At 41.0% G+C, this 17,661-nt stretch carries 16 protein-coding genes; all 16 read left to right on the forward strand.

Annotation, left to right across the window (positions count from 1 at the left end; translation table 11 throughout):
• Positions 1 to 62 precede the first annotated feature (62 nt).
• The 16 genes from KKC46_22485 (at position 63) to KKC46_22560 (ending at position 17,426) form a co-directional block, all read left to right on the forward strand.
• Complete coding sequence (locus KKC46_22485) at positions 63 to 1,184, forward strand: (2Fe-2S)-binding protein (protein ID MBU1056571.1); 1,122 nt, start codon at positions 63 to 65, stop codon at positions 1,182 to 1,184.
• Between the two features lie 174 nt (positions 1,185 to 1,358).
• A complete protein-coding gene (locus tag KKC46_22490) occupies positions 1,359 to 1,796 on the forward strand; it encodes a MaoC family dehydratase (protein MBU1056572.1) in 438 nt (145 codons plus the stop codon).
• A gap of 136 nt (positions 1,797 to 1,932) precedes the next feature.
• Positions 1,933 to 2,367, forward strand: a complete 435-nt coding sequence (locus KKC46_22495) for a MaoC family dehydratase (protein ID MBU1056573.1) — start codon at positions 1,933 to 1,935, stop codon at positions 2,365 to 2,367.
• A gap of 118 nt (positions 2,368 to 2,485) precedes the next feature.
• Positions 2,486 to 3,814, forward strand: coding sequence for a thiolase family protein (locus tag KKC46_22500; GenBank protein ID MBU1056574.1), 1,329 nt, complete (start codon positions 2,486 to 2,488; stop codon positions 3,812 to 3,814).
• Between the two features lie 51 nt (positions 3,815 to 3,865).
• Positions 3,866 to 4,720 (forward strand): 3-hydroxybutyryl-CoA dehydrogenase, encoded by an 855-nt coding sequence (locus tag KKC46_22505; GenBank protein ID MBU1056575.1) that lies wholly within the window; start codon positions 3,866 to 3,868, stop codon positions 4,718 to 4,720.
• A gap of 188 nt (positions 4,721 to 4,908) precedes the next feature.
• Positions 4,909 to 5,688 carry an enoyl-CoA hydratase/isomerase family protein gene (locus tag KKC46_22510; GenBank protein MBU1056576.1) on the forward strand — a complete coding sequence of 260 codons (780 nt, stop codon included), beginning with the start codon at positions 4,909 to 4,911 and terminating at the stop codon, positions 5,686 to 5,688.
• A gap of 7 nt (positions 5,689 to 5,695) precedes the next feature.
• Complete coding sequence (locus tag KKC46_22515) at positions 5,696 to 6,493, forward strand: enoyl-CoA hydratase/isomerase family protein (protein MBU1056577.1); 798 nt, start codon at positions 5,696 to 5,698, stop codon at positions 6,491 to 6,493.
• 46 nt (positions 6,494 to 6,539) lie between these two features.
• Complete coding sequence (locus tag KKC46_22520) at positions 6,540 to 7,469, forward strand: amidohydrolase family protein (GenBank protein MBU1056578.1); 930 nt, start codon at positions 6,540 to 6,542, stop codon at positions 7,467 to 7,469.
• Positions 7,470 to 7,489: 20 nt separating this feature from the next.
• On the forward strand, positions 7,490 to 8,635 hold the full coding sequence (locus tag KKC46_22525; GenBank protein MBU1056579.1) for an acyl-CoA dehydrogenase family protein: 1,146 nt from the start codon (positions 7,490 to 7,492) through the stop codon (positions 8,633 to 8,635).
• A 9-nt stretch (positions 8,636 to 8,644) separates the two neighbouring features.
• On the forward strand, positions 8,645 to 9,937 hold the full coding sequence (locus tag KKC46_22530) for a 4-hydroxybutyrate CoA-transferase (GenBank protein ID MBU1056580.1): 1,293 nt from the start codon (positions 8,645 to 8,647) through the stop codon (positions 9,935 to 9,937).
• A 13-nt stretch (positions 9,938 to 9,950) separates the two neighbouring features.
• Positions 9,951 to 11,315 carry a DUF1446 domain-containing protein gene (locus KKC46_22535; GenBank protein MBU1056581.1) on the forward strand — a complete coding sequence of 455 codons (1,365 nt, stop codon included), beginning with the start codon at positions 9,951 to 9,953 and terminating at the stop codon, positions 11,313 to 11,315.
• Between the two features lie 2 nt (positions 11,316 to 11,317).
• Positions 11,318 to 11,695 (forward strand): hypothetical protein, encoded by a 378-nt coding sequence (locus KKC46_22540; GenBank protein ID MBU1056582.1) that lies wholly within the window; start codon positions 11,318 to 11,320, stop codon positions 11,693 to 11,695.
• Positions 11,696 to 11,976: 281 nt separating this feature from the next.
• The gene (locus KKC46_22545; GenBank protein MBU1056583.1) at positions 11,977 to 13,128 is read left to right on the forward strand and encodes an acyl-CoA dehydrogenase family protein; all 1,152 of its coding nucleotides are present in this window, start codon (positions 11,977 to 11,979) and stop codon (positions 13,126 to 13,128) included.
• 285 nt (positions 13,129 to 13,413) lie between these two features.
• Complete coding sequence (locus tag KKC46_22550) at positions 13,414 to 14,193, forward strand: enoyl-CoA hydratase/isomerase family protein (GenBank protein ID MBU1056584.1); 780 nt, start codon at positions 13,414 to 13,416, stop codon at positions 14,191 to 14,193.
• 15 nt (positions 14,194 to 14,208) lie between these two features.
• Positions 14,209 to 15,396, forward strand: coding sequence for a thiolase family protein (locus KKC46_22555; GenBank protein MBU1056585.1), 1,188 nt, complete (start codon positions 14,209 to 14,211; stop codon positions 15,394 to 15,396).
• Positions 15,397 to 15,692: 296 nt separating this feature from the next.
• Positions 15,693 to 17,426: a histone deacetylase family protein gene (locus tag KKC46_22560; protein MBU1056586.1), complete on the forward strand. Its 1,734-nt coding sequence runs from the start codon at positions 15,693 to 15,695 to the stop codon at positions 17,424 to 17,426.
• The last annotated feature ends 235 nt before the right edge of the window (positions 17,427 to 17,661 follow it).

Below are 17,661 nucleotides of genomic sequence, written 5' to 3' on the forward strand. Positions count from 1 at the left end.
CAAGTTGTTTGACCGGATATAAGTTTGTTTAAAGTTTGACCTGGAATAAGGGGAGTAATCAAATGGCCCAAGTTTATAATCTAACCATTAATGATCAGCAGGTTAAAGCCGAAGAAGGCACGACTATTCTGGATGCAGCCCGCAGTATAGGTATAGATATACCGACTCTTTGTTCTCATCCTTTACTGAAACCTTTGGGCGCCTGTCGTTTGTGCATAGTTGAGATTAAAGATGGCAATCGGTCTTTAGTAGGTACTTCCTGTACCTTTTTAGTTGCCGAAGGATTAGAAGTTAAGACGGATACACCTGAAATTCATGAAGCGCGAAAAGTTCTTATTGAACTGCTTTTGGCCCGTGCTCCTAAAGCAAAGATCATACAGCGTCTTGCCAAAGAATACGGTGTTGAAAATACCCGGTTGAAAACCGAGGATACCGGCGAACTTTGTATTCTTTGCGGCCTGTGCGCCAGAATATGCGATGAGGTTGTCGGAGCTAGCGCCATCAATTTTATCAACCGTGGTGTTAACAGAGAGATTGCTTTTAATCCTGAAGTGTCTTCGGAATCATGTGTTGGCTGTGGTGTCTGCACCACAATTTGCCCTACTCAATGTCTTGAAATTGAAAAGCCTTATGGTGTAATTTCTGCAATTGAGATGGGTAGAAAAGCTGCAATATCCATAGACAGCTATCTGGGTGGTAATGGAATTATCGATGAAGAGTTGGCGGAATTAAAAAAGCCTGAACCTTTTATAGGAAAGGTTCCTGATTTTTCAAATCGTTTAAGAACTATAGAAAGCTGTTCACTGGATGCAGCCACAAAAGAGAATGCGCTTTTTGAAGCAAAACGCTGTATGCAATGTGATTTAAGACTTCAAATCAGCTGTATAAAATCGCCTCCCGAACATTATCTTGAATTTAATGCCGAAAATGTCGGCAAAGTACCTGAAATTTCTGGTGTCTTTCAGCTTTTAGATAATGATAAAAAAGTAACCATGATTAAAGGCGCAATGAATATTAAAGAAGCGCTTGATGAGGCAATCGAAGGAAATAATGATGCCGCATGGTTTGAATGGGAAGCGGATGAAATGTTTACAAAGAGGGAAAGCGAGCTCATTCAGCAATATATGCAAAAATACGGTGAAATGCCCGGAGGCGGCATGGACGAGCTTGATGACCTTTTTTAGAAACTAAAGGGTATACTATATAATATCAAGTTGATTTAGTATGTTAATATTATGATGCAGCGTGTCAAGCTAATTTCTTGACACGCAAAAAAATATAATCCATATTCAAATATTATTTGCTGTTTAAGTTCCTTAAGAAAGAAATAATAATATCGAGCTGTTGTGAGGAGCAAAATGAAGGAAATCTTATACGATGATCTGATTAAAGGGATGCAATTACCTGATATGACTTATGCTTTAACAGATGATGTTATAGATAAGTATCTGGAAGCGATTGATGATCTCAACCCACTTTATATCGATGAAGACTACGCAAAAAAAACCCCATTTAACGGACGGATCGTTCCACCCATTTCCATGGCGATTTACAGTACTGTAAGCAGTGTTATTAAGCCTTTAAATGTAAAAACACCGCCCGGATTGATACATGCAAGGCAAAAATTTGAATTTACAGGATTAGTCAGGCCTGGAGATGAACTGTTAATTAAAACCATTGTAGAAGACAAATATGAAAAAAAGGGACGAAAATACGTTGTCTTTAAATCAGAAGTATTTAACAAGGATGGTCAAAAGATTGGTGCAAGCTGGTTAAGTCCCATATGGCCCAAATGATTTAAATATTGAAGAAATAGCCCACGCGGCATATGAAATGCCGCCCTACGAAAGATGGTAGGGGCGGGTTTTAAACCCGCCCGGAATAATGCCGTAAGTAGGGCGGGGTTTTACACCCCGCCGAAAGAGAGAATGTATGAGCGGTTATAAAACTTTTGAAGAATTAAATATCGGGGAAGAACTGACCCCGGTAATAAAAAAAATGACGCAGGAAAAGATCAACAGATACGTTAGTATTGCGGAAGATTACAATCCTATTCATACTGATGAGGAATTTGCAAAAAAAACTCCGTTTAAGGGAATAATTGCTCCCGGGTATCAGACTATGGCTTATATTTCCGAATTAATGAGCCGGGATTTTGGCAATGCCTGGTATACAAACGGGACAATGGATATCAGGATGGTAAAGGTTGTAAGACCCGGTGATTTATTGACTGCCAGAGCTAAAGTAGTAGATAAGAAAGAAGAAGAAGGAAAAAACATTGCGGTTTTTGAAGTTCGTTTGACAAATCAGAACAATGAAGATGTAATCATTGGAAATGCTGAGGCAACGTTTCCTGAAAATAATTAATGAATTAAAGCTACTTTCAGATTACTAAAGTATTTAACATATTGGTTTTACAAGATCGAAGCGAGATAATTAAGGTCAATAATTTTAGTTTTAAGTTTAACAAAAAGGAGAAATAAATATGGCAGAAATGTTGGATTATAAGGATGTAGTATTGATAGACGGAGCGAGAACCCCTATTGGAAAGTTCGGAGGATCTCTTAAAGATCTAATGGTATGGCAGATTGGCGCCATGGCAATCAAGGGTGTTCTGGAAAGAACCGGAATAGATCCGGAGCAAATTGATGAGGTAATAATGTCTCATACCAGACAGGATGGAACAGGAACCAATCCTGCCCGTAACATGATGCTTTTTGCAGGCCTGCCTAAAAAGATTCCGGCTCATACGGTAAATATGGTTTGTGCCGCCGGCTTGAAGGCTGTGCATCTGGCTGTTCAGTCAATTCGTACGGGTGAAACCGACGTGGCGATTGTGGGCGGATCGGAAAGCATGAGCAATATTCCTCATATGTTAAGAGGTGCCCGCTGGCGTCCTCTTGGAAGATTGAATAATATTTCAATCGATGACGCCTTTTTATATCTTTCAGATAACTACAGCAAGCTGACTCCGGGACTTACCGCCGAAAGGTGCAGTGAAAGACACGGTCTTACCAAAGAGGAAAATGATCAGATAGGTTATGAGAGCCATGTTAAAGCGACCAAAGCATGGGCAGCTGGTGCTTTCGATGATGAAGTGTTTCCGGTAGATATTCCGGCTGAGCCAGTTAGGGGAGGGCATAAACCTTTCACCTTATATTCAGATGAGTGCTATAGAAAAGATGCTACTATCGAAAGTATGCGAAAACTTGGTACGCCCTTTAAAAAAGACGGAACAATAACTGCTGGAAGTTCATCGGGTATCACCGACGGAGCTGGTGCTTCATTGATTATGTCCCGTAAGAAGGCCGAGGAATTGGGTCTTAAACCTATAGCTTCTTTTGTTGATTTTCTCTTTTGTGGATTAGAGCCCGCTGATTTTCCGGATGGGCCCGGTCTTTCAATTCCAATGATACTTGAGAGGAATAAATTGACCTTAGATGATATGAAGTATGTTGAAATTAATGAAGCTTTCGGAGCTGTTTGCCTTGCTGCTGAGAAAATGATGGGCTGGAAAGATCGTGAAAAAATGAATCCTCATGGCGGCTGTATTGCTCTTGGACATCCTACAGGCTATAGCGGAGCCCGCCTTACTCTGCATCTTGCCCATACCTTAAATAAGGGTGAATATGGTTTAGCCTGCCTTTGTGGCGGTGGCGGCATGTCCGGCAATATGATTTTAAAGAGTGAAAGAGATCCTGATCAGACATACAAAAAGATTATTGTCGGTCTTGATGAGAAAACAGGAATGGCTATTGCGAGAGAGCCTTCTGTGGAAGATATGGAAAAAATGAAAAAGCATGAAATCATCTGATATAAATATTATACAGGTTGATATAAAAAATATACCAAGGAGGTTTAAAATATGGCTATAAAAAAAGTTGCAGTAATCGGCATGGGACTTATGGGCGCCGGAATTGCTCAGGTTTATGCAGAGGGTGGATGTGATGTATATGTTACCGATATTTCCGAAGAGTATATTAAAAAGGGAATGGCCAGCATCGATAAATTCCTTTCCAAATCTGTTGCTAAAGGCAAGATGGAAGAAGCAAGAAAAGCTGAAATATTAGCAAAGATAAAGCCTATTAAAGATATTAGCGAGGCAAAAGACATTGATCTTGCGCAGGAAGCCGTTCCTGAAGATATGGAGCTTAAAAAGAAAATTCACAAGCAGCTTGATGAAGTTCTTCCCCCGAATGTTATTCTTGCAATCTGTACTTCGGCTCTTTGCGTCAGCGAAATTGCCGGAGCTACAAAAAGACAGGATAAGGTTATCGGAACCCATTTTCACAGTCCTGCGCAGGTTATGAAGATGGTTGAAGTTATTCGCGGATTGAATACTTCTGATGAGACAGTAAAAGATATAAACGAAATATTGGTAAAATGCGGTAAGAACGCCATTAATGTAATGGACTCACCCGGATTTATTACCAGCCGTGTATGGTGTCCTTTTGGAATGGCTGCTATCCAGACACTTACGGAAGGAATTGCTTCCAAAGAAGATATTGATGCAGCTCTTCAGGAAGGATTCCATCATCCAATGGGTCCGCTTAAACTTATGGACATTATCGGATTGGACGTAATGCTGCATGCAGCATTAGATCTGGAGAAGAATTTTGGTCCTGCCTACTCACCTCCTCCTCTTTTAAAGAGAATGGTTGCAGCAGGCCAGCTTGGTATGAAAACAGGTAAGGGATTTTACGATTATCCAAAGAAGTAATTAATATATTTTAAATATTGGGGTATTTATTCCCCGCCGCTTGCAGGTGTGAATTTGCAAGCGGCGGGTCTATTCTGTTTTTTCTGATCGTATCCCTTTTGCAAGTCGGGATACAACAGATTAATGATGCTTTTAAAAGTTTTATTTAGTTCGTCTTAGCATGCTAAATAAATGGGATGTAGAATAAAATGGCTTATAATAATATATTGTATGAGATTGAAGATGGTGTTGCAAAACTGACATTAAATATACCTGAAAAGATGAATCGCTTAAGCAACGAAACCATGAAAGAAGTAGTTGCCGCTTTAGATGAAGCAAAAGCCGATGATTCGGTAAGAGTTGTCGTTATTGGGGCTGCCGGCGATCAGGCTTTTTGTGCCGGAGCTAATCTTGCTGATTTTCAAGGTCTTTCACCTGTTGAAAGCCGTAAGGTTTTTTCCGCTTTTGCGGATCTTTCCAGAATTTTTATTAATCTTGGGAAACCATCAATTTCTGCGGTAAATGGACTGGCTCTTGCGGGTGGTTTTGGGTTGGCACTTTATCCGGATATCACAATTGCTTCTGAAAATGCAAAATTCGGTCTTCCTGAAATTAATGTCGGAGTTTGGTCTTGCATGGTTTCCGCTTCGCTGCCAAAGCTTGTTGGAAGAAAAAAAGCTCTGGAATTGCTTATGACCGGCGATATGATTGATGCCAAAGAAGCTGAAAGAATCGGTCTTGTTAATAAAGTTGTTCCGCACGATAAACTGGAAGAAACCGTTATGGCTCTTGCTAAAAAAATCAGCAAAAAGAGCCCGGTAGTAATGAGCTTAGGACGTGATTCATACTACACAATGCTTGATATGGAATATGACAAGGCCGTTAGCTACCTTTTGGAAATTCTGGCAATAATTGTAAGTACCGAAGACTGTCAGGAGGGTGTAACGGCTTTTACTGAAAAAAGAAAACCGGTCTGGAAGGGAAAATAAAAATAATATGGCGGAAAAATCGGCAAAAAATGAAGAGGTAGTACTTCTTTCAATACGCGAGCATGTCGCTGTTGTTACGTTAAACCGTCCTGAAGCGATGAACAGCTTAAACAGCGCTGTCTTTTCCGGTTTGAAAAAGATAATTGATGACATGGAAAAAGACGATGAAATTCGCGCAATTATTATAACCGGTGCAGGTGATAAAGCTTTTTGTGCCGGAATTGATCTTCGTGAACGAAAGGGAATGAGCAGCAAAGAGGTTAATTCCTTAAGAAGAGATATAATCTTTCCATGTTTTAAAAGCCTGGAAGATATGAAAAAACCTTTGATCGGAGCAATAAACGGTCTTTCTCTCGGCGGTGGCGCCGAAATAGCTTTGATGTGCGATATAAGAATCGCCTCGAAAAATGCCCGCTTCGGCCAGACCGAGGTGAAATGGGCTATTATTCCGGCTGCAGGCGCCTGTCAGCGGTTGCCGGCACTCATAGGCTTGGGAAGAGCAAAAGAATTGCTTCTTACAGGAAGAATTATAGATGCAGCAGAAGGTGAAAAAATAGGATTGTTCAATCATATTACAAGTCAGGATGACTTGATGCAAAAGTCATATGAGATAGCTGATATGATAGGTGAAAATGGTCCTGTTGCTGTAAGACAGATTAAAAAAGCGGTTGATCTTGGCGCTAAAAATGTGCTTGCCCTTGCTTTTGACAGTGAAGCTTCTGAAGCATGTTATCATACCCAGGATCGCCTTGAAGGAATAGCGGCTTTTAATGAAAAGAGAAAGCCTAAATATAGCGGAATATAACCTTTGTTATAACACAATATGTTAGCAACACAAGGAGGACAAGTTTATGGAAGATATTAAAGCAATAGATATAATGAATTACCCCATCCAGGTTAAAAGTATTGTTGATTATGATTTCAACAAATACGAAGAATGGGCGATGATGGCGAAAACAACATTCAAACCTTTTTTCCCGTTGGGACGTTTTCCTAATACGCCGGAAGAGTTGGAACAGCATAAGCACCTTTATGGTACATCATTTTATCCTTTTGAGACTGTAGATAAATTTATTGCTGCAATGGATAAGGACGGATACGACAGAGTTTGTATCGCAGCGGTTAAGATGTGGTCTTTCAGAAAAAGTTTCAGCCTGATTTTTGATTTTACTATTGACCAGGTTAATGAGATGGTCAAGCAGGGTAAGGGCCGGATAATAGGAGTTGCCGGATACAATCCTTTCAGAATAGATGAAAGTCTGACAGATATTGAAAAATCGGTTAAAGAATATGGTTTTAAATTTGTTTATGCACATCCGATTACTTTCGGTTTACCATTTAATGACAAGAAAATGTATCCCCTTTATGGTCTGTGCAGCTCACTTAAGATTCCTGTTTCCATGCAGGTTGGGCACAGCGCTGAACCTCTTCCAAGCTGGGTGGGAAGTCCCATGACAGTTGATGAGGTTGTGATGGATTTTCCTGATCTTAAAATAAATCTTTCCCATACCGGTTTCCCATGGATTAATGAATGGATTGATCTGGTCTGGAAGCATCCCAATGTTTATGGTGATATCGCAGCTTATATGCCTAAAAATCTTGATCCTGAGATAATCAAGTTTATGACAAGCGGAAGAGGGAACAGCAAGGTTATGTGGGGCAGCAATGGTATAGGCTTAACGCATGGCAAGCACCAACTTATGGAAATGGACATGAAGGACAAATATAAGGAAAATATCCTTCGCAATAATGCCTTAAGGTTTATGGGATTGGATAGCTAATTTAAAGAAGAGGTTAAAATATGGATTTTCAATTAGATTCTGAACTTGTTCAGATTCAAGATACTGTAAGAAAATTTTGCGAAAAAGAAGTAACTCCGCATGCTGAAGAATGGGAAAAAAATGAATTTTTCCCTCGTGAAACAATTAGAAAGATGGGTGGGCTTGGTTTTTTTGCTTCACCGTTTCCGGAACAATATGGTGGCACTGAGCTTGGTTTTCTGGCCAATATCATTGTTGCCGAAGAACTTGGAAGAGCATCGCTGGGCCTTGCCTGTTGCCTTAATATGCAAAGCGGAACCTGTCCGATGACTCTTTTATTAAACGGCAATGAAGAACAAAAGGAGAAGTTTCTTCCTGGAATAATAAGCGGCGAGCTTTTAGGTTGTTTTGCAGTCACAGAACCGAATGCTGCAACCGATGTGGCTGGTATAGAAACAAAAGCCATCAAAGACGGGGATCATTATATTTTAAATGGTTCAAAAATGTGGATTACACATTCTTCGGTATTTGATGTCGGGATTTGTTTTGCAAAAACTGATCCTACTCAAAGGCATAAAGGATTGTCTGCTTTTATTATTGAAAAAGGTATGGAAGGTATGACCGGGATGGCTGAAAAGGATAAGCTTGGTGTTCGCTCTTCCGATACCGGTCAGATAGTATTTGAAGATGTTAGAGTGCCCAAAGAAAATCTGATTGGCGAAGAAGGGCAGGGTTTTAAAATTGCGGAAAGCGCCTTAACATACGGAAGAGCAAATATTGCCGGCAGATCTCTTGGAATCGGTCAGGCAGCAGTGGATGCCGCTTTAAAATATGCAAATGAGAGAGAGCAGTTCGGAAAGAAAATCGGTTTTTTCCAGATGAACAAGCAGATTATTGCAGATATGGTTGCAGAAATTGATGCTTCAAGATTGCTTGTGTATCGTGCAGCCTGGTTGCAGGATCAAAAAAGGCCAAGTTCAAATGAGAGCACAATTGCAAAATTTTATGCATCTGAAGCAGCAGTTAGAGCGGTTATCGGAGCAGCCAAGATTCATGGAGCTTACACTTATTCTTCCGAATATCCGGTAGCAAGACTGTACCGTGATGTTATGCTGATGACGGCCGGTGAAGGAACATCGAATATTCAAAGATTAATAATCGCCAACAATGCGTTAGGCTGGAAGTAAGCGGTTTATATGAAATATGGGAATCAACCTAAAACAGGTAAAATAAGTATTTCAGATGCTATAGGCATGATCAAGAGCGGCCAGCGGGTTTCGTTGAGCCCTGTATGTGCTGAGCCGCTCAATTTAGTTAAAGAACTGATTAATCAGAAGGATAGGCTTGAAAATGTTACCCTGTATACCATGATGCCTATGGGGGACTGTGAATATTCAGGTCCTGATATGTTAAAGCACTTTAATGTAAAAGTGTTTTCTGTCGGTCCCAAATTGATGAAGGCTTTAAATCAAGGTTATGCCGAATATATTCCCTGCCATCTTTCACAGATACCGTTTTTTTTCAGGGAACGTCTTGTAGAATCTGATATAGCACTTGTTCAGATGTCGACTCCGGACAATCATGGATATTGCAGCCTTGGAGTTAGTGTAAGCTACATCAGGCCGGTGATAGATAATGCAAAAATTGTTATAGCCGAAATAAATGACCAGATGCCCAGAACTCTGGGTGATTCTATGGTGCATATTTCCCAGGTGGATTATATTGTAGAAACTTCACATCCGATACCGACCATTCCTGTTCCGAAGATAGGAGCAGTTGAAACAAAGATAGCCCAAATAACGGCGGAACTTGTTCCGGACGGGGCGGCAGTCCAGGTTGGGATCGGGAACATAGCGGATGCAATACTTCAGGAACTGACCTTAAAAAAGAATCTGACCATACATACAGGGACTTTTTCGGACGGTGCTGTGGCATTGGCAAAATCGGGTGCTCTTGACGGCATGAAAGGACAGCCTGAAAGCGGTAGAATGACTACTACCGAGTTAATAGGCACCACGGAATTATATAACTTTTGTCATAACAATCCTCTGGTTTCTCTTCGTCCCATAGATTTTACGCATAATATTAATGTGCTGAGTCAGATCAATAATTTGATAAGTGTGACCGCAGGTATTGAGATAGATCTGTCAGGCCAGGTTAATGCGGAAATGCGTGGCAAAACTCTTGTAAACGGTGTTGGCGGTCAGCTGGATTTTGTCCGGGGTGCAGGAGCCTCTTTTGGGGGAAAGTCAATTGTTGTTTTTCCATCTACTGCAAAAAAAGGAGAAATATCCCGGATTGTGCCGAAACTTGGTGAGGGAGTTACTGCAACTGTAGGCAGGGCGGATATAGATTATGTAATTACTGAATTTGGTGTTGCGCATCTTAGAGGTAAAACTCTTTCGGAAAGAGCAAGGGAATTAATTGCTGTCGCCCATCCGGATTTTCGACAAGAACTAAAAAGCGCTTTCAATAAGATAAACAATTAGGAGGATAATGGATATGAAAAAAGTAGTTATTGGTTCCGGTTCAGCCTTTTGGGGAGATATTTTTGAACCGGCCCTGGAAATGGCGCAAAGCGGCGAAGTCCAATATATGGGCTTTGATCACCTTGCGGAATTGACCATGGCGATATTAAATCGCATGAAAGCAAAAAACCCGGAAGCCGGTTATGTTCCGGATATTATTCCCTGGACTAAAAGACTTCTTCCGGTTACTCAAAAAAACGGCATTAAAATGATAACCAATGCCGGAGGCGCTAATCCAGTGCAAGCGGCTTTGGAAGTGGCAAAGGTTGTCAAGGAGTTAAATCTTGCTCCGATGAAGTTAGGCGTTGTTTCCGGAGATGACATCCTGCCTTATATAAATGATATTCGAGCACAGGGCTGGAAGTTTAAGAATCTGGATACGGGCGAAGAAGACATTGATTCTATCCAGGACAGACTTGGCGCTGCCAATGCTTATATTGGCGCTGATCATATTATAAAAGAACTGAAAAACGGCGCAGATATGATAATTTGCGGCAGAGTTTCGGATAATGCCCTGTATGTTGGTCCTATTATGCATGAATTCGGCTGGGATTTCTCGGATCAGTATATAGATCGTATTGCTGCTGCTGTTACAGTAGGCCATATCATAGAATGTTCTGCCTGTGTAAGTGGCGGTATGTCAAACATGTGGAAAGTGTCGGAAAGACCTTGGGATATTGGTTTTCCGATAGCCGAATTTTATGAAAACGGTGATGCTCTTATTACAAAAACCAGTGGATCAGGTGGTATTGTGAATTCATGGACAGTCAAAGAACATTTGCTTTATGAAATCATTGATCCGGCAAATTACCTGATGCCGGACGGCATCGGTGACTTTACTGCTCTGAAATTGCATGATGAAGCAAGAAACCGTGTAATGGTTACAGAGATGAAAGGCAAGAAACGTCCTGATACTTTGAAAGTTTGTATAGGATTCAAAGACGGTTTTATTGGTGAAGGACTGATCTATTTTCCGTCACCCGATGCTCTTGCAAAAGCCCAGTGGGCTGAAAAATGGCTGAGAGAGAGATTTAAAAAACTTGGCATAAACTTCAGAGAACTTCGTATTGATTACATGGGTGTTAATATGCTCCATGGCGAAGCTGCTGAGGTAGAAGACAGGGATTATAATGAAATAGGCCTTAGAATAGCAGGCCGTACACATACCTATAAAGAAGCAGAAGCCGTACGCAGGGAAGCAACACATTTATGGACAATGGGACCTGTTGGCTCCAGTTTTGGTGTTCCTATGAATGTCAGACCGGTTATTGCGCTTTGGCCGTCACTTGTTCCGAGGGATGCCGTTAAGATCGAAAGTCAGTTAATGGAGGTGAGCTAATTATGAAAAAAGTAAAGCTTACGGAATTGGCTTTTGCCAGATCCGGAGATAAAGGGGATGTCAGCAATATTGGATTGATGGCAAAGTCAAAGAATATTTATGAATTTTTATTGACGGTAATAACACCTGAAAGACTTAAGGAATATTTTGGCGGTATGGTTAAAGGTCCGGCTGAGATATATCCTGTGCCTCATCTCGACAGCTTAGAGATCATTTTACGCCAGGCGCTTGGCGGTGGTGCAACCTGCTCCTTAAGATTTGACCAGACAGGCAAATCAATGGGTCCTGTTTTGTTGGGAATGCAGATTCTTGTCAGCGAGGAATTGCTGGAAGAAGCAAGAGCTGTAGATGAAAGCATTATAAAGCAATATGCTGTTTGATAGTATAAAGAGAGACCTTTGGATAATGTCCGGTTTCGCCGCATTTTAAGGATCATTATAATTTCAACAGCACGAATACCGCGTGTTTTTAAAAGAGTAATCAGGCGAAATATAAAAAGAGGGTGTGATCCAAAGGTCTCAAAGAGTAATATCTTACAGCAGAGTTCATGTAAAAAATTATTCGAGAATGAAATAATATTAGACTTACGGGTGCACGAGGGAGCAAAGGCGCTCTGTATAGAATAATTGACAATTTATGATAGTGGTTTAGGAGGATAATAATGGATTTTGAGCTTTCTGAAGAACAGAAGATGTTCAGAGACCAGATTCGTAATTTTGCAGAGACTGAAATTGCTCCTTTGGTAGATGAAGCCGAAGAGAAAGAGGTTACACCTCTGCAACTTTTTCCAATGATGGGAAAACTCGGCTATCTTGGTATTACCTATTCGGAAAAATATGGTGGAGCAGAGGTCGATAAGATTACGGAGTGTATTCTGATTGAGGAGTTAAACAAGGTATGCGCCGGTATAGCCGGAGTGGTCAGTACCACCCATTCGGGTCTTGGCACAAGAGCAATAAATGATTACGGAACGGAAGAACAAAAGCAGAGATTTCTTGTGCCTGCTATCAAAGGTGAGAAAATAGCCGCTTTTGCATTAACTGAGGCCGATGCCGGTTCAGATGCTATTGCCCTTCGGACAAGAGCAGTAAAAGACGGCGATGATTATATTATTAACGGCAGCAAGATGTTTATCTCAAACGGCACCTTTTGTGATTTTGTGCCTGTTGCCTGTTATACTACCGATCCCAAAGAAGTAAAAAAGAGAGGGCAAGGAATAAGCCTTATTGTTGTTGAAAAAGGCATGCCGGGCTTTTCTGCGACAAAGTTAAAAAAGTCGGGAAATCGCTCTCATGAAACAGCCCAGCTATATTTTGAAGATGTAAGAGTGCCGAAAGAAAATCTGATAGGCGAAGAGGGTAAGGGCTTGGCTCAGATACTGACAACCCTCAAGTCAGGAAGAATTTCTTATGGTGCAAGAGCAACGGGTATGGCTCAGGCTGCATATGATCTTGCATTCAAATATGCCCATGAGAGAGAGCAGTTCGGCAAACAGATTGCAAAATTCCAGATCAACACTGTAAAGCTTGTTGATATGGCCATGCATATAGATATCATGCGGATGATGACCTACCGGGCGGCCTGGATGTACTCAGAGGGAATGAATTGTATGAAAGAGGCTTGCATGCTGAAGATTTATGCAACTGAGAAAGTACAAGAGCTGATGCTTTTAGCTCTCGATCTGCACGGCGGTTATGGTTATATGCGCGAATATGCGATTGAACGTCTGTGGCGCGATGCCAAGATGTTGAATCTTACTGAAGGAACCACGCCTATAAACTATATGGCTGCGGCAAGAGAACTTGGTATATAAGCCGTTTATTAAAAAGCTAAGTTAGACGGCAAAGTAAAAAGTTTCGGGCAACTGGTTGTCGGTTATTGGTTAACATGTAGCAGTGAAAAGTGATTTGAAAAACGAATCATAAACAAAGAAACTGTGAATCACAAATTAGCCAGATGGGATTTTTTACTTTGCCGTCAATAGAATCGGCTGAGGTGGCGGCAAATAAAATGCCACCCTGCGAAAGATAATAGTAGGGCTGGGTTTTATACCCCGTCATATCCTACAGTTTGATTGCATAAGCTAAGAGAGGATAAAATGGAGTCACAACTGGTTCACTATAAAATTGAAAACAAGGTGGCCATTGTCAGCCTTGATAACCCCCCTATGAATGCTTTGGATGTTCCGACCAAAGAATGTATCAGAGATGTATTTACCGAACTCGATGCCAAAAGAAATGAAATTCGTGTAGTCATATTACAGGGCGCTAACAAGGCTTTTGCGGCAGGAGCTGATATAAAAGCTTTTTTGGATCTTCAACCCGATACGGCAAAACGACGCCTTATGAGAAGCCACAGTATGTATTCAGTTGTTGAAAACTGTGAATGGCCTGTAATTGCAGCTATACACGGGTATTGTCTGGGCGGTGGGCTTGAGCTTGCTCTTTGCTGTGATATACGTTATGCAGATGAAACCGCTCAGTTTGGATTCCCGGAAGTTGGTTTGTCGATTTTTCCGGGTAATGGTGGAACAAGACGGGCATTATATGCTACCAACCTTGGTAGAATGAAAGAGCTTGTTTACACTGGGGAGATGATTAAAGCGGAAGAAGCATTACGGATAGGTTTGATAGAAAAGGTTGTCCCGGCCGGAACAGCTCTTGAAAAAGCTAAAGAGCTGGCCGCAAAAATAATGAAAAAAGGACCTCTTGGTGTTGCGGCGGCAAAAAAAGTATTAAACCGTACACGGGATCTTACTTTAGAGCAAGGTCTGGAACTGGAATCCGATGTTTGGGCAAGTCTTGCAGCAACAGAAGATATGAAAGAAGGGGCACGGGCCTTTGTCGAAAAAAGAAAACCTGAATATAAATGTAAATAAGAGGAGTAAAGCCTTATGGCAAAAGAGCTAAGAGACGTAGTAGTAGTTGACGCAGTTAGAACGGCCTTTGGCAAGTCGGGAGAAAAAGGTATTTTCTGGAAGACGAGAGCTGATGATCTGGTTGTTCCCCTGCTAAAAGCTTTACTAGAAAGAAACCCCGGTGTTACTCCGGCTATGATTGAAGACAGCATCTGGGGCATAACCAATCAGATGAAAGAGCAAGGCGGTACTCTTGGCCGTGTTGCAACCATGCTCGCTGATCTGGGCCAGGAAATTCCAGGATGTTCAATAGACAGGATGTGCGCCGGAGGCCTTACGGCAATAGGTTTTGGATTAACTTATATTGCAGCAGGTATGGCTGATTGTCTTATAGCAGGCGGTGTAGAGCATATGGGGCATCTACCCATGGGCTTTATGCGTGATCCTCATCCAAGATCATTGGAAGTAATGGGCGGACCTACATCTTTAAATATGGGACAGACGGCAGAAAATATTCACGAACGCTTTCCGGAATTCACAAAAGAAATGGCGGACAGATATGCTGTGGACTGCCAGCGAAAAGCGGACGAGGCAATTAAAGCCGGCAAGATGAAGGACATGATAATTCCTATAGATGTTGAACTGGAAGACGGGACAAAAATGGTAGCTGATAAGGATCAGCCGCCAAGAGCAGGCGCCACTATGGAAGGCATGGCAAGTCTTAAAACACCTTTTAAGGAAAACGGAAATGTTACGGCAGGCAATGCATCCGGATTAAATGACGGAGCAGCGGCATCTTTGCTTATGAGTGAAGAGAAAGCAAAAGCAATGGGTCTTAAGCCTAAAATGCGCTGGGTTGCAACTGCAGTTGCTGCCGTAGATCCAACAATAATGGGCACAGCGCCTGTTCCTGCAACTATTAAAGTTCTTGAAAAGGCCGGACTGACGATTGATGACATGGATATAATAGAAATGAACGAGGCATTTGCCGTTCAGGCCCTTTATTTTCTAGACCGTTTTAAAATGAAATGGGATGATCCGAGAGTCAATAAATGGGGTGGAGCAATCGCTTACGGCCATCCATTGGCATCATCAGGCCCTCGTCTTATTGCTTTTCTTTCCGGATTATTCAAGGAAAATCCGGGTGCTAAATATGGCTTGGCTACCATGTGCGTAGGACGCGGACAGGGCTATTCGGTTATATTTGAGAATTTACAGAGATAGACGCAAAAATTGTTATAGCGTTTAAATAAGAAAAGAACCCCTGTTTGCCAAAATAAATATGGCAAACAGGAGTTTTTTTTTGGGACAAACAAATATCATTTTTTTTCTATGAGCAAGATATCAATATATGTAAGCACAATTTCATCATTATGATTTTTAAGGCTTATTCTTTCTTTTACGATTTCGTGGTCGTATTTATTTTCTGAATCCCGTTTGTCAATGCATTGTTATTCACTATTCCATAGAATTATACAAATATGCTAAGCTCATTAAATTAAGGTTTAACAGGTAAAAACATGTTCAGAATACGAAAAATATCAAATCCATATCTGGATGTTAACATGAAGGCTATGGAAAAAGTTAAAAGCATTATCAGGGAACAGTTTTCCGGAATAAAGGAAGAAAAAATCAATGAGGTACATGAACAGCTCATAAATCCTCTGAAATATAAATACCAGACAACCCTGATAATTGCAGATGATTTAAATGAAAGCATTCGCGGATTTGCACTCCTGTTATATATGCCTGATCTGAAATTTTGTTTTCTTGATTTTCTAGCCGTACCTCAAGGTAAGGTTTCATCAGGAGTTGGAGGAGCACTATATGAAAGAATAAGGGAGGAAGCCGGATCAATAGGATCCATAGGAATTTTTTTTGAATGTCTGCCGGATGACCCAAAATTATACAAAGACCAGCAATACATACCGCAAAACAAAAAACGCCTTGCTTTTTATGAACGTTATGGCGCAATGCCTATTGCGAACACACTTTATGAAACGGTTGTAAATCCCGAAGATGACGGCCCTCCATACCTTGTATATGACGGGTTGGGGCTTAAAAAAGACATACCGAAAGATATCGCAAAAAAAGTTGTAAGAGCGATACTTGAGCGCAAATACGGCGATTATTGCAATGAAGAGTACGTTCGTAAGGTGCTTGAAAGCATAAAGGATGATCCTGTTAAACTTCGCCCCCCGAAATACCACAGGAAGGAAGATCCTTTAGCGGTAAAAGCCATTACACCCGAAAGAGACAAAATATTTCTGGTTATAAACGATAATCACAGCATACACCATATAAGAGAAAGAGGTTACGTAGAATCTCCTGTAAGAATAGCAAGTATTAAAAAAGAACTGGATAAAACCGGATACTTCAGATTAGGAAAAGCTCGGGAATTTCCTGAAAAATATATACTTGATGTGCATGATATAGGATATGTGAACTATTTTAAAAAAGTATGTAAAAATCTGTTGCCTGGAAAATCTGTATATCCATATGTTTTTCCAATCAGAAACAGTGCGAGACCGCCCAAGGAGTTATCTGTAAGAGCCGGCTATTATTGCATAGATACCTTTACTCCTCTTAACCGCAATGCCTTCTTTGCCGCGCGCTGGGGAGTCAATAGCACATTAACTGCCGCAAACGAAATGCTTAATGGATGTAAACGCGCCTATGTACTGACCAGGCCCCCCGGACATCATGCCGAAAGATTTGTATTCGGCGGGTTTTGTTATTTTAATAATTGTGCCATTGCAGCAAACTATTTAAGCAAGTTTGGAAAGATCGCAATTATAGATATTGATTATCATCATGGAAATGGGCAGCAACAGATATTTTATTCTAAAGCCAACGTAATGACCATTTCAATTCACGGCCACCCATCCTTTGCCTATCCTTATTTTTCGGGATTCAAGGAAGAAAAAGGAGAAGAAGAAGGCCTTGGTTTCAATATTAATTTCCCTCTTGCCGAAACCATATCATATCAAGAATATAAAGAAGTATTGATAAAGGCTTTAAAGTCAGTAAGCTCATACAAACCGGATTATTTTATCGTATCACTTGGCCTTGATACGGCAAAAGGCGACCCAACTGGTACATGGAGCTTTACGTTTAAAGATTTTGAACAAACCGGACATCTGATAGGTGCCATGAAACTACCCACTTTAATTATTCAGGAGGGAGGCTATAAGAATCAGGCATTGGGTTCAAATGCCAGAGCTTTTTTTAATGGGTTTTTTAAAGCATCATAGTTTATTATGAAAGCAGTACCTTTTCCATTGCCACAGACGGCAATGGAATTTCTTTTATTTTAACAGGAATATCAATTCAAATAATCTTTTTAACCAGGGTAACCGCATTTGGAATTCACATGATCTCCACGTAGATAAATCAACATCAATTCCCCCTTAACAAAGGGGGCAAGGGGGTTGTTTAGTTCGCAGACTCCAATGCCCATAGTCGTTTCATATCATACAGTATCCTACA

It is taken from the genome of Pseudomonadota bacterium (genome assembly GCA_018817425.1).
Lineage (GTDB): Bacteria > Desulfobacterota > Desulfobacteria > Desulfobacterales > RPRI01 > RPRI01.